Below are 13,316 nucleotides of genomic sequence, written 5' to 3'. Positions count from 1 at the left end.
GGAGCACCACGATGTCCGCATCCTCCCCCAGACACCGGATTCCGGCCGCTGCCGCCTTGTGCGCGGTCGCCGCGCTCTGCGCCGCGTGCGGTGGCTCCGGTCCGTCCGGCGCGGCCGCCGACGCCAAGGCGAACGTGAAGCTGGTCGACGCGACCCCGGTCGCGGCCGGGCAGCTCGACCGGGCCACCTGGCTGGTGGCCAAGGAACCGACCAACCTCGATCTGTCCAATGCGGACGCCAACGACCAGTCCGACCTCGTTATGGCGAACGTCTGCGAACGGCTGAACCAGCTGCGGCCGGACATGAGCGTCGGTCCGGGCCTGGCGGCGAAGTACGAGTGGAAGACGCCGACCCAGCTCGTCTTCACACTCCGGGACAACGCCACTTTCCACGACGGTGCCCCGGTGACCATGGACGACGTCGTGTGGAGCATGCGGCGCAACGCCACCGACGGCAACGCCGAGGCCGACGAGTTCCCGAACGTCGCCTCCTTCGCCCAGACCGGGCCGCACGAGCTGACCTTCACGATGAAGCAGCCCGACGCCGTGTTCGTGGAGGCGCTGGCCGGCGACGCCGGGCTGATCCAGGAGCGCAAGGTCGTCGAGGCGCAGGGCAAGGCGTTCGGGACGCCGTCGAGCCCGGACGCGTGCTCGGGGCCGTTGCAGCTGAAGGAGTGGAAGCCGGGCACGAGCATCGTGCTGACCCGGGCCGAGCACTACTGGGATCCGGCGAGGGCGTCGAAGGTCGAAGAGGTCACGTTCAAGTGGGCGGCCGACGACGCGATCGTCAACTCGCTGGTCACGGGGTCCGCGCAGGGCGCCTACATCGACAACATCGCCTCGGCGTCGCGGCTGGTCAAGACGCCGGGGATCACCGTGAGCCAGGGTCCCGACACCCGCGTGTGGAGCTACCTGGTCACCGGGCGCGGCGGGCTGGCCGATCCGGCGGTCCGGAAAGCGCTCTCGCTGGCCGTCGACCGCGACGGCGTCAACCGGGCGGCCTTCGCCGGGCTCGGGCAGCCGTGGAAGGAACCGGTCGGTTCGGGGGCGTGGGGTTATGAGAAGGCCGCGTTCCAGTCGGCCTACGACCAGCTGGCCGGCTCCCCCGCCAAGCCGTCCGACGCCGACATCGCCGAGGCGAAGAAGCTGCTCGGTGCAGGCAGTCATCAGCCGATCGTGGTGGCCAGTGACGGGTCGTCGATCCGCGACACGCTGGCCAACGCCCTGGTCGCCGCGGCGCAGCGGATCGGGCTGCAGGCGTCGATCACGCAGATCCCGACGGTGCAGTACGGCGACTTCTACGACAACACCGACCTGCGTGCCCGCGCCGACGTCTACATGGACGACTACTTCGTGTCCAAGAGCGACCCGGTGGGGTTCTACAAGAACGGTGCCTCGAGCTCGAAGGTGCAGTGGGTGTTCAAGGATCCGGCCTACGACCAGCTGGTGCTCGACGGCCGGGCCGCGCTCGACGACGCGGCGCGCGCGAAGATCGCCGTCCAGCTCGCGCGGCGGTGGTCGGACGCGAAGCCGTGGATCAGCGCGATCCTCAGCCCCAGCACGGTGGCGTTGTCCGGGAAGGTGACCGGGGTGCCGGCGTCCGGTGCGTACCGCTACTACCCGTGGGCGGCCGACCTGGGCACGAAGGGCTGAGCCGTGGTGACTCTGGCCCGGCGGCTCGGGGCCCTGCTGCTCACCTTGGCCGTCAGCTCGTTCGTGATCTTCGCGGGGATGTTCGCCGCCCCGGGTGATCCGCTGACCTTCCTGATCAAGAACCCCGAAGACCGGACGCCGGACCGGATCGCGGCGGTGCGGGCGGCCTATCACCTGGACGACTCGTTCCCGCAGCAGTACTTCCTGTGGGTGAAGGGTGTCCTGCACGGTGACCTGGGTACGTCGTTCGTCTACAAGCAGCCGGTGGCGGACCTGATGAGCAGCCGGCTGCCGGTCACGGTGCTGCTGGTGGCGATGGCCGCGCTGCTGTTCGTGGTGGTCGGCGTGCTGCTCGGGGTGGTGTCGGCGCTGCGGCGTGGCGGTGTGGCCGACTCGGTGATCACCGGGGTCACGACGTTCCTCACGTCGGTGCCGCACTTCGTGGTCGCGCTGGTGCTGGTGTCGGTGTTCGCGGTGCAGCTGGGCTGGTTCGACGTGTCCGGCAGCGGTGACGGGTTCGCCGACCGGCTGTACCACCTGACGCTGCCGGCGATCGCGCTGGCGCTGGGGGCGCTCGCGGTCGTGTCGCGGGTGACCCGGCAGACGATGGTGGAGCAGCAGAGCCTGGAGCACGTCGAGGTGGCACGCAGCTTCGGGTTGCCGCGGCGCAAGGTCGTCCGGCGGCACGTGCTGCGCAACTCGCTGGGCCCGGTCGTGACGATGTGCGGGCTGATCATCGCGAGCATGCTCGCGGGCACCGTGGTGATCGAGTCGGTGTTCGGCCTCAGCGGTGTCGGCAGCATGCTCGTCGACTCCATCAACGCGCACGACTTCCCGGTGGTGCAGGCGATCCTGCTCTACATGGTGCTGGCGTACATGGTCGTGACGATCGTCGTCGACGTCGTGTACCCGCTGATCGACCCGCGCACGCGGGAGAGGAGTGAGGCGGCATGACGCTCGCCGCGCCCGTTCTGGCGGTGCCGCGCCGGCGCCGGGACTGGGCCTTCTACCCCTGCTTGGCGATCCTGGCGCTGGCGGTCGTGGCCGCGGTGCTTTCGCCGTGGGTGACGCCGTACGACCCGGCCGCGACGAGCTTCGACGCGATCTGGGTGCCGCCGGGGCCGGCGCACTGGCTCGGCACCGACCAGCTCGGGCGGGACCTGCTCTCGCGGGTGATCGACGGTGCGCGCCCGACGTTGCTGGGTGCCATCGCGCTGCTGGCGCTGGCCACGGCGCTGGGTGTCCTCATCGGACTGACCGCGGCCTGGCACCGCGGCTGGGTCGACGTGCTGCTGGCCCGCGTCACCGACGTCATGTTCGCGTTCCCCGGTCTGCTGTTCGTGATCATGATCATCGCGGTGTTCGACAGTGGGACGGTCACCGCGGTGCTCGGCATGGGCCTGGCCTACGCGCCGGTGATCGCGAAGTTCACCCGGGCCATCGCGCTGGAGGAGCTGGCGCGGCCCTACGTCGACTCCTACCGGCTGCAGGGTGCGGGCGGGTTCGAGCTGTGCCTGCGGTACGTGCTGCCGAACCTGGTGCCGACGCTGCTCGGCTACCTCGTCGTGTTGTTCGGCGACGGCCTGATGAGCCTGGCGACGTTGAACTTCCTCGGGTTCGGTTCGCAGCCGCCCAAGTCGGACTGGGGGCTGATGGTCGAGGAGAGCCGCGCCGGCGTGATCCAGGGCGTGCTCGGGCCGGCGCTGGTGCCGGGGCTGACGATCGCGATCGTCGTGGTGGCGACCAACGTCGTCGGTGTCCGGCTGTCCGACAAGCTCGCGGTGAGGAGGTAGGCCGTGCTGCTGTCCATCCGGGACCTCGGTCTCACGGTGCCGCTCCCCCACGGCCCGCGCCGGATCCTGCGGGGTGTCTCGCTCGACGTCGACGCCGGCGAAACCGTCGGCCTGGTCGGCGAGTCGGGATCCGGCAAGTCGACCACCGCGCGTGCGGTACTGCGGCTGGTGCCCGAGGGCGCGCACACGACGGGGTCGATCTCCGTCGGCGGCGTCTCCCCCGCTGGCCCGGCCGACGTCCGGGCGATCCGCACCGAGCACGCGGCGATGATCTTCCAGGACCCGCGCTCGTCGCTGAACCCGGTCCGGCGGATCGGGGACTCGGCGACCGAACGGCTGGTCCACGTGCACGGGATCGCCCGCGCCGAGGCGAGCCGGCGGCTGCTCGACTTGATGGCCGAGGTGGGCCTGCGTGAGCCGGACCTGCTGCTGCGCAAGTACCCGCACCAGCTCTCCGGCGGGATGCTGCAGCGCGTCTCGATCGCCGCGGCGCTGAGCACGAACCCGCGGCTGCTGCTGGCCGACGAGGCGACCAGCGCCCTGGACGTGACGACCCAGGCGGAGGTGCTGGCCCTGCTGCGGCGGCTGCGGCGCGAGCGGGGGCTGGCCGTCCTGTTCATCACGCACGATCTGCTGCTCGCCGGCGCGTGCTGCGACCGCGTCTACGTGATGCGGGAGGGCTCGATCGTCGACGAGCAGCCGGGGAAGACGGTGTTCGTCGACCCCGCCAACCCCTACACCAGGGCATTGGCCGACGCGACGCCGCGCCTGCCGGAACGGGAGCACGGCCATGCCTGACGCACTCGTGGTGAACGGCCTCACCAAGACGTTCCCGGCCCGCCGCGGCGGGAAGCCGGTCGCGGCCGTCCGGGACATCGGGTTCTCCCTGCCCGCGGGGAGTTCGCTCGGGCTGGTCGGCGAGTCGGGGTCGGGCAAGACGACGCTCGCCCGGATGATCGTCGGCCTGGCGCGTCCCGACGCCGGCGCCGTCACCTTCGGGGGGCGTGACCGGAGCTGGACGGCTCGCGGCGGCAAGGCGCGGCTGGCCCGGGCGCGCGAGGCGCAGATGGTGTTCCAGGACCCGTACGGCTCACTCGATCGCCGGCTGACGGTCGAGCACGCCCTGCGGGACGTCGTGCGCCGGCACCGGCCGGGGATGCCGCGGGCCGCGACGGCCGAGCGCGTCCGGGGGCTGCTGGAGCGGGTCGGGCTCGGTGACGAGCTGGCCGGTTCGCGGCCGCACCAGCTCAGCGGCGGCCAGCGGCAGCGGGTCGCGATCGCCAAGGCACTGGCCGTCGACCCGGCCGTGCTGGTCCTGGACGAGGCCGTGTCCGCTTTGGACGTTTCCGTTCAGGCGCAGATCCTGGCGCTGCTGAACGAGATCCGCCGTGACTCGGGCGTGAGCCTGGTGTTCGTCAGCCACGACCTGGCCGTCGTCGCCGAGGTGACCGACCGGACGCTCGTGATGTACCGGGGCGAGGCCGTCGAGCACGGCGACACCGCCGAGGTCCTGCGCCGGCCCCGCCATCCCTACACCGAAATGCTGCTGTCGTCGGCTCCCGGGCCCGACTGGCAGCCCGAGCGGGTCGCCGAGCTGCGAGCCGCCTTCGAGCAGAGGAGTGCGCTCGCATGAGCACCGACAGACCATCCACCGCCGCCTTCTGGAGCCGGGGCCGCACGCCCGTGTTCGCCTCGCAGTACGACCAGCGCTTCAGCTACTGCCTCTACGTGCCGGAGGACCTGGGCCCGCGGGCGCCGCTGGTCGTCGTCCAGCACGGGACCGAACGCAACTTCCTGCTCTACCGCGACCACCTCCGGTCCTTCGCCGACGAGCACGGCGCCCTCGTGCTCGCCCCGCTGTTCCCGGCCGGTATCGACGATCCGGCCGACCTGCACAACTTCAAGTTCCTCGAGTACCGGGGCATCCGGTTCGACCGGGTGCTGCTGGCGATGGCCGAGGAGGTCGCGCAGCGCTACCCGATCGACCCCGAGCGGTTCTACCTGCACGGCTTCTCCGGCGGCGGCCAGTTCGCGCACCGTTTCGGCTACCTGCACCCGGAGCGGCTGGCCGGGCTGTCCATCGGCGCGCCCGGGCGGATCACGCGGCTCGACGACACGCTGCCGTGGTGGCTGGGCACGGCCGGCTTCGAGAAGCGCTTCGGCCGGGCGATCGACCTCGACGCGCTGCGGCGGGTGCCGGTCCTGATGGTCGCCGGTGAGGACGACGTCGAGACGTGGGAGATCACCAACCCGGGCGAGCCGAACTGGATGGACGGTGCCGAGAAGACCGGCGCCACCCGGGTCGAGCGGCTGCGGACGCTCGAACGCGACTTCCTCGCCCACGGCGTCGAGGTGCGGTTCGTGCTCGTTCCGGGGGTCGCGCACCAGGCGTCGCCGGTGCTCCCGGTGGTCCGCGAGTTCTTCGGTGAGCTGATCGCGGCCCGTCGAGGTGAGGGCGCATGAGCGCGATCCTCGCCGCGGCCGTCGACACCGACGTCGTCCCGCCGCTGTGGCGCCTGGTCACGAAGTTCGGCTACTTCGCCGGGCTGGCCGCCGTCATGGGGTCGACGCTCGTCCACTGGGCGGCGGTCCGGCCCGCCCTGGGCGACGCCGACCCGGCCGACCGGTCCGTCCTCACCGGACGATCCACCCTGGTCATGGCGTGGTCGGGGCTGGTGCTGCTGGTCGCGCTCTACCCGCAGCTGGCGGGCAAGGCGGCCCGCGCGACCGACGGGATGTCCTTCGGTGAGGGGCTCTCGCCATCGGCGATCTGGGCGTACCTCACGGCCCCCGGGAAGCACGGTGTGTGGGTCTCCGCCGGCTTCCTGGTGCTCGTCACGTACGTGCTGTTCGCGGTGTCGGCGATCCTGCCGATGCTGCTGTTCCGGCGGTCGCTGCGTGACCGCGCCGGGACGATCGCCGCGGTCACCTTCCCGCTGCTGGTCGTGGCCCAGCTGGTCACCGCGATCCCCGGCACGCTCGACGGGCAGACCGCCGACACGTGGACGATGACCGTGCTGAGCTACGCGCACCCGATCGCGGGCTGCACGTGGGTGGGCGGCATCGTCGCGCTGGTCCTGCTCGCCGGGGCCCGCGCGCGGCTGAGCGAGGCGGCCGGGCCGGTCTGGGGCCGGATCTGGCGGCGCTTCAGCGTGGCGGCCGAGGTCTGCGTCGGCGTCGTGATCGTCTCGGGCCTCTGGCTCGGCTGGAAGTCCGTCGGCTCGCCCGCCCAGCTGTGGGAGACGCCCTACGGCCGGTTCCTGCTGCTCAAGATCGCGCTGGTCGCGGTCCTGATCGGCTGCGGCGCGGTGAACGAGTTCGTCCTGCTCCCCCGGATCGCGCGGCTGCGGGCGGCCGGCGACACGCGCTCGGTGTTCGCGATCGCGGTCGGGCACTTCCCGAAGATCGTGACCCTGGAGGCGGTGGTGGGGGTCGCGGTGCTCGCCGTGGTGCCGTTCCTCAACGGCTCCGCTCGCGAGCAGGCCGGCGGCACCGCCGAACCGCCGGCGACGGGTGCGCTGTTCACCGCGGTGTTCGTGTTGCTCGCGACGGTCGTCGTGGCGTTCTTCGCCAACCTCAAGCTGCACGAGCGCATCGACCACCCCGAGGTGACGCGGTGAGCGTGCTCGAAGAGCGCTACGGCCTGCACGGTCTCGACACGACGGTGCTCGGCGGCGAGCTCGACGAGAACTCGGCGGTGCTGCTGTCTGACGGCTCTCGGGTCGTCGTCAAGGTCTCGCCGCCCGGCGCCGACGTGGCGCGGATCCGCTGGCAGCACGAGCTGATGCACCGCGCCGCCGCGGCCGGCATCCGCGTGCCGCGCGTCCTCCCGGCGCTCGACGGCGACACCGTCGTGGTCCGGGACGGTCGCGTGATCACGGTGCAGACCTGGCTGGACGGCCGCACACTGTCCGAACTGGACACCCACTCACCGGAGCTGCTGGAAGAACTCGGGGCCACCGCGGCACGGCTGGTCCGCGCGTTGGCCGACGCGCCCAAGCCACCCGATTCGGCGCCCCGGTACTGGGACGTGCTCCGGGCGGCCGAGGCGATCGGCGTCGAGGACCTTCCCGGGGCGTATGCGCGGGCGGTGGAGCGGCACGGGCCGTCGCTGCCGCGGGCGGTGGTGCACCAGGACCTCAACGACTTCAACGTCCTCGTCCGGCGCGGCCCGGACGGCCGGCACCACGTCGACGCGGTCCTCGACTTCGGCGATGCCCTGCACACCGCCCGCGTCGGGGAACTGGCGGTCGCCGTCGCGTACGCGATGCTGCGCAAGCCCGATCCGCTGGCCGCGGCCGCGGCGGTGGTGCGCGGCTACGCGACCGAAGGTGACCTCGAGGACGCCGAACTGGCGGTGCTCTTCCCACTGGCCGCGGCCAGGCTGTGCGTCAACGCCGTCACCTGGACGCGGCGGGGCACCGCCTACGGGAACGAGCGGATGCGCCACACCCGGCCGACCGTCGAGGCGCTCGCCGCGATCCCGCCGGAGCTGGCCGAGGCGGTGCTGCGGGAGGCCGCCGGGCGCGCGGACGATGTCCTGGACGTCGTCGGTGTGCGACCCGCGTTCTCGACTCCGCCTGCCGAAGTGTCCCCGCACCTCGCGCCCGAGGGCCGGGTGCGCCGGACGACGGTCAGCGGGGAGTCCGCGACGCTGCGGCTCGGTCTCGCGGTCGAGGCACCGGAACCGTTCACCGTCTGCACACCTCTGGACGCGGTGGTCGAGAGCGCCGAAGGGGCCTTGATCCTGCGTCACGGGGATGTCTGGTCGCGCTGGACCGGCGTCCCTGCGCCGTCCCGGGACTCCCTGGCCGCGGGCGAGCCGATCGGCCGGACCGCGGCGATCCAGGTCGCCCTCTTCCTCTCCCTGGAGACGGCGTTGCAAGCGCCGGCCGGTCCGGTGACGCCGTCTCTGGCAGGCGCCTGGGCGCGCGTTTCCCCCGACCCCGCCGGGTTCCTGGGCCTGCCGCGCCGAGAGTCCACCTGGGACACGCGCCGGGTCCTCGCCACCCGCGAAACCCACATCGCGCGGTCCCAGCGGTCCTACTATCGGCGGCCGATGACCCTCGTCGGCGGCGAAGGCACCTGGCTCTACGACGACCGGGGCCGCGCCTACCTCGACGCGATCAACAACGTCAGCCACGTCGGGCACGCCAACCCCCGCGTCGTCGCCGCGGCCACCACCCAGCTGCGCAAGCTCAACACCAACAGCCGGTTCCTCTACCCCGGCATCGCCGAGTACGCCGAGCGGCTCACCGCGACCCTGCCGGATCCCCTCGCCGTCGTGTTCCTCGTCTGCAGCGGCAGCGAGGCCAACGACCTGGCCGTCCGGATGGCCCGCCAGGTCACCGGCCGCCGTGACGTCCTCGTCGTCGACGGCGCCTACCACGGCAATACCGGCGTGCTGACCGGCCTGAGCCCCAACCGCTACCGGGGGCCGGGCGGCACCGGACCCGACCCCACGACCCACGAGGTCGAGCAGCCCAACGGCTACCGCGGCCGCGTCCGCTACGACGACCCGGCGGCCGGAAGCGCCTACGCGGCGGACGTCCGGCGTCAGGTCGAGCGGCTGACCGCCGCGGGCACCCCGCCGGCGGCGTTCCTCGCGGAGTCGGTGCTGGGCACGGCCGGCAGCGTCTTCTACCCCGGTGGCTACCTCGCCGAGGCCTACGCCGCCGTCCGCGCCGCGGGCGGGCTCTGCGTCGCCGACGAGGTCCAGGTCGGCTTCGGCCGCCTCGGCGAGCATTTCTGGGGCTTCGAAGGCCAGGGCGTCGTGCCGGACATCGTCACCATGGGCAAGCCGATCGGCAACGGCCACCCCCTCGCGGCCGTGGTGACCACCCGCGAGATCGCCGACGCCTTCGACACCGGCATGAAGTACTTCAACACCTTCGGCGGCAACCCCGTCTCGTGCGCGATCGGCCTCGCGGTGCTCGACGAGATCGCCGAACGGGACCTGCAGCGGCACGCCGCGGACACCGGACGGCACTTCAAGGCCGTCCTCGACGCCGTCGCCGCCCGCCACGACCTGATCGGCGACGTCCGCGGGCACGGGATGTACCTCGGCGTCGAACTGGTCCGCGACCGGGCGTCACGGGAACCGGCCGCGGCAGAGGCGTTACACGTCAGCGAGCTGATGAAAGACGAAGGCGTGCTCGTCTACCCGACCGGCTCGGCCGGGAACGTCCTCAAGCTCAAGCCGCCGCTGACGTTCACCGCCGCCGACGCCGACCTGTTCGGAGCCGTGCTGGACGAGGTGCTCGGCCGTGCCTGGTGACCCCTTCGGCCTCGGCGGGAAGGTGGCGGTGGTGACCGGTGCCGGCAGTCCACGCGGGATCGGGTTCGCCACCGCGTCGGTGCTGGGCGGGCTGGGGGCGTCGCTGGTCGTGTCCGGCCACAGCGACCGCGTCCACGACCGCCTGGCGGAGCTGCCCGCCGGCACCACCGCGGTCTCGGGCGACCTGACCCGGCCCGACACCGCGGAAAGCCTGGTCGCGACAGCGCTGTCCCGGTTCGGCCGGCTCGACGTCGTGGTCCACTGCGCGGGCATGACCTCGGCGGCGGCTCCGGCCCGCGATGGCTGCACGTTCGACGCCTGGCGCGCGGTGCTCGCCCGCGACCTCGACGCCGCGTTCCTGCTCGCCCAGGCCGCGTTGCCGGTGCTGAAGGCGAGCGGCGCCGGCCGGCTCGTCGTGGTGGCCAGCCTGACCGGACCGGTGATGGCCATGCGGGGCGAAGTCGCTTACGGCGCCGCCAAAGCCGGCGTCGTCGGCCTGGTCCGCGGGCTGGCCCTGGCCGCCGCGGCCGACGGCGTCACCGTCAACGCCGTCGCACCCGGCTGGATCGCCACCGGCTCGCAGACCGCCCGCGAGCACGCCCAGGGCCTGCGCACCCCGCTGGGCCGCAGCGGCACCGCCGCCGAGGTTGCCGGCCTGATCGCCTACCTGTGCACCCCGTCCTCGTCCTACGTCACGGGGCAGTGCCTCGTCGTCGACGGAGGCAACTCGATCGCCGAGGAGCGCGCATGAGCACCTTCCACTTCGCCGAGCAGGAGGCGCTGGCGACGCCGAAGATCTCCGCCGCCGAAGCCGAAACCCTGGCCCGCGAACGCTACGGCGTCGACGGCACCGCCGAGGAGCTGGGCAGCCAGCAGGACGCCAACTTCCGGATCGTCGCCCCGGGCGGCACGTTCGTGCTGAAAGTGTCGAACCCGGCGTTCACCGCCGAGGACCTCGACGCCCAGGACCGAGCGGCCGCGCACGTCGCCCGGCACTGCGGGATCCGCGCGCCCGAGCCGGTGCCGGGCATCGACGGCCGCACCATCCAGCCCGCCGGGGAGACCACCGTGGCCCGGCTGGTGACCTACATCGACGGCGACCCCCTCGGTGCCGCGCGCTACCTCGCCCCGCCGGTCGTGGCCGCGCTCGGCGAGCTGGCCGGACGCACCTCGGCCGCGCTCGCGACGTTCGAGGGCCCGCTGCCCCGGCGTGAACTGCAGTGGGACCTGCGCCACGCCCATGAAGTCGTGGCGAAGCTGGCGGAGTTCGTCACCGTCCCGGGTGGACCGGACGCCGCGCGCCGGGCCGCGGACGCCGCCGCGACGGCGCTGGTGCCGGTCGCCGGCCGGTTGCCGGTGCAGGCGGTCCACGGCGACCTGACCGCGGACAACGTGATCGCGGCGCCCGGCGACGACGGCAGGCCGAACCCGGTCGGCATCATCGACTTCGGCGACCTCACCCACAGCTGGGCGATCGCCGAGCTGGCGGTGACGTGCTCGGCGCTGCTGCCGGACGCGGGTACCGACCTCTCGGCCGTGCTGCCCGCGATCCGCGCGTTCGGCCGCGTCCGGCCGGTCTCCGACGACGAGCTGACCGCGCTGTGGCCCCTGGTCGTGCTGCGCGCGGCGTCGCTCATGGTCAGCGGACGGCACCAGGCGAGCATCGACCGGACCAACGCCTACGCGGCCGCGAACCTCGAACGCGAATGGCGGATCTTCGCGGCCGCGACGTCGATTCCGCTCGCCGTCGGCACCGAGCTGGTCCGGTCGGCCGTGCGGCCCGCGACGCCCCGGCCCGCCGCCGTCGGCGCGCCGATCGTGACCGGGCACGCCGCCGTCCTGGACTGGTCGGTCACGAGCCCGCTGCTCCACAATGGACGGTTTCTCGGCGAGGACGCCGAGTCGCGCCCGCCCTCGGGGCTTTCGTTCGTCCCGTACCTGCAGGCCCGGCTGACCCGCACCCGGCTCGACTCCCCGGTCGCGCCGGCGACGACCGGGCTCGGCGCCGAACTGCTGTCCGAGACCCCGTTCGAGATCCGCGCGCCGTGGCCGGGGACCGTCGAGGTGCACGACGACGCCGTCGCCCTGCGCGGCACCGAAACCCTGTGGCTGACCGGATCGCTGCAGGACGTGGCCACCGGGACCGTGACCACGGGAGACGTCCTCGGCCGCACGACCTCCGTCCGCGTCCAGGTCGGCCGGCTCGGCGAGCGGCCACCGTTCTTCGTGACCCCGGCGATGGCCGAAGCGTGGGCACGCGTGTGCCCCGACCCGACGCCGCTGGTCGCCCCCGGTGGGCACGAGCCGGCGGCGGACGACCTGCTCGCGCGCCGGGACCAGGCGTTCGCGCCGGTGCAGGAGCACTACTACGCCGAGCCGCCGCGGATCGAACGCGGCTGGCGCCGGCACCTGTTCGACATCGGCGGCCGGTCCTACCTGGACATGGTCAACAACGTCTCGATCCTGGGCCACGGCCACCCGCGCCTCGCCGAGGCGATCGAGCGGCAGTGGCGGCTGCTCAACACCAACTCCCGGTTCCACTACCGGGCCGTGGTCGAGTTCTCCGAACGCCTCGCCGCGCTGCTGCCCGCACCGCTGGACACGGTGTTCCTGGTCAACAGCGGCACCGAGGCCGTCGACCTCGCGTTGCGCCTGGCCTGGGCGAACACCGGCCGCCGCGACGTCCTGACCGTGCGGGAGGCCTACCACGGCTGGTCCGACGCGACGGACGCCGTCTCGACGTCCGTCGCCGACAACCCCCACGCCCTCACGACCCGGCCCGCGTGGGTGCACCCGCTCGCCGCACCCAACACCTACCGCGGCCGGTACCGCGGCGCCGACGCCCACCGGTACGCCGACGACGCCGTCGCCCAGGTGGACCGGATGGCCGCCCTCGGCCGCCCCCCGGCGGCGTTCCTCGCCGAGCCGTTCTACGGCAACGCCGGCGGAATGGCCCTGCCCGACGGTTACCTCGCCGCGGTCTACGCCGCCGTGCGCCGCGCCGGCGGGCTGTGCGTCGCCGACGAGGTCCAGGTCGGCTACGGCCGGCTGGGCGAGCACTTCTGGGGCTTCGAACAGCAAGGTGTCGTCCCGGACGTCGTCACCGTTGCCAAGGCGATGGGCAACGGGCACCCGCTCGGCGCCGTCATCACGTCGCGGGCGATCGCCGAGGGCTACCGCGAGCAGGGCTACTTCTTCTCCTCGGCCGGCGGCAGCCCGGTCAGCTGCGTCGCCGGCCTGACCGTGCTCGACGTCCTGCGCGACGAGGACCTGCAGCGCAACGCCCTGCTGGTGGGTGCCCAGCTGCGCGGGCGGCTGCTCGACCTCGCCGACCGCCACCCGCTCATCGGCGCGGTGCACGGGATGGGCCTCTACCTCGGGGTCGAGCTGGTGCGGGACCGCGAGACGCTCGAACCGGCGACCGCCGAGACCGCGGCCATCTGCGAACGGCTGCGTGAGCTGGGTGTGATCATGCAGCCGACGTCGGACCGCCTGTGCGTGCTTAAGGTCAAGCCGCCGCTGGGGCTGACCGCCGCCGAAGCCGCCTTTTTCGTCGACGCCCTCGACCACGTGCTGACCGAGGGCTGGTAGCGG

At 72.9% G+C, this 13,316-nt stretch carries 10 protein-coding genes; all 10 read left to right on the top strand.

Going from position 1 to position 13,316, the window contains the following annotated elements; genetic code table 11:
* The first annotated feature begins 11 nt into the window (after positions 1-11).
* From QSK39_RS15070 to QSK39_RS15025, 10 genes are read left to right on the top strand one after another with little or no spacing between them, the layout of a single operon-like run.
* Positions 12-1,652, top strand: coding sequence for an ABC transporter substrate-binding protein (locus QSK39_RS15070; protein ID WP_285478362.1), 1,641 nt, complete (start codon positions 12-14; stop codon positions 1,650-1,652).
* Between the two features lie 3 nt (positions 1,653-1,655).
* Entirely contained in the window at positions 1,656-2,606 is a 951-nt protein-coding gene (locus QSK39_RS15065; RefSeq protein WP_285478361.1) for an ABC transporter permease, read from the top strand.
* Positions 2,603-3,445, top strand: coding sequence for an ABC transporter permease (locus QSK39_RS15060; RefSeq protein WP_285478360.1), 843 nt, complete (start codon positions 2,603-2,605; stop codon positions 3,443-3,445). The genes QSK39_RS15065 and QSK39_RS15060 overlap by 4 nt, the downstream gene beginning before the upstream one ends.
* A 3-nt stretch (positions 3,446-3,448) precedes the next feature.
* Positions 3,449-4,243: an ABC transporter ATP-binding protein gene (locus QSK39_RS15055; protein ID WP_285478359.1), complete on the top strand. Its 795-nt coding sequence runs from the start codon at positions 3,449-3,451 to the stop codon at positions 4,241-4,243.
* Positions 4,236-5,078 (top strand): ABC transporter ATP-binding protein, encoded by an 843-nt coding sequence (locus tag QSK39_RS15050; protein WP_285478358.1) that lies wholly within the window; start codon positions 4,236-4,238, stop codon positions 5,076-5,078. Before QSK39_RS15055 ends, QSK39_RS15050 begins: the two co-directional genes overlap by 8 nt.
* Entirely contained in the window at positions 5,075-5,908 is an 834-nt protein-coding gene (locus QSK39_RS15045) for an alpha/beta hydrolase family protein (RefSeq protein WP_285478357.1), read from the top strand. Before QSK39_RS15050 ends, QSK39_RS15045 begins: the two co-directional genes overlap by 4 nt.
* Positions 5,905-7,065, top strand: coding sequence for a CopD family protein (locus tag QSK39_RS15040; RefSeq protein ID WP_285478356.1), 1,161 nt, complete (start codon positions 5,905-5,907; stop codon positions 7,063-7,065). The genes QSK39_RS15045 and QSK39_RS15040 overlap by 4 nt, the downstream gene beginning before the upstream one ends.
* Positions 7,062-9,722, top strand: coding sequence for an aminotransferase class III-fold pyridoxal phosphate-dependent enzyme (locus QSK39_RS15035; protein WP_285478355.1), 2,661 nt, complete (start codon positions 7,062-7,064; stop codon positions 9,720-9,722). The genes QSK39_RS15040 and QSK39_RS15035 overlap by 4 nt, the downstream gene beginning before the upstream one ends.
* Positions 9,712-10,473, top strand: a complete 762-nt coding sequence (locus QSK39_RS15030) for an SDR family NAD(P)-dependent oxidoreductase (RefSeq protein ID WP_285478354.1) — start codon at positions 9,712-9,714, stop codon at positions 10,471-10,473. The genes QSK39_RS15035 and QSK39_RS15030 overlap by 11 nt, the downstream gene beginning before the upstream one ends.
* A complete protein-coding gene (locus QSK39_RS15025; RefSeq protein WP_285478353.1) occupies positions 10,470-13,313 on the top strand; it encodes an aminotransferase in 2,844 nt (947 codons plus the stop codon). Before QSK39_RS15030 ends, QSK39_RS15025 begins: the two co-directional genes overlap by 4 nt.
* Positions 13,314-13,316 lie beyond the last annotated feature (3 nt).

The sequence above is a fragment of the Amycolatopsis sp. NBRC 101858 genome (assembly GCF_030269325.1).
In the GTDB taxonomy this organism is placed as follows: domain Bacteria; phylum Actinomycetota; class Actinomycetes; order Mycobacteriales; family Pseudonocardiaceae; genus Amycolatopsis; species Amycolatopsis ponsaeliensis.
The sequence above is the reverse complement of the archived record's forward strand: the minus strand, read 5'-3'. Positions and strand labels throughout refer to the sequence as shown.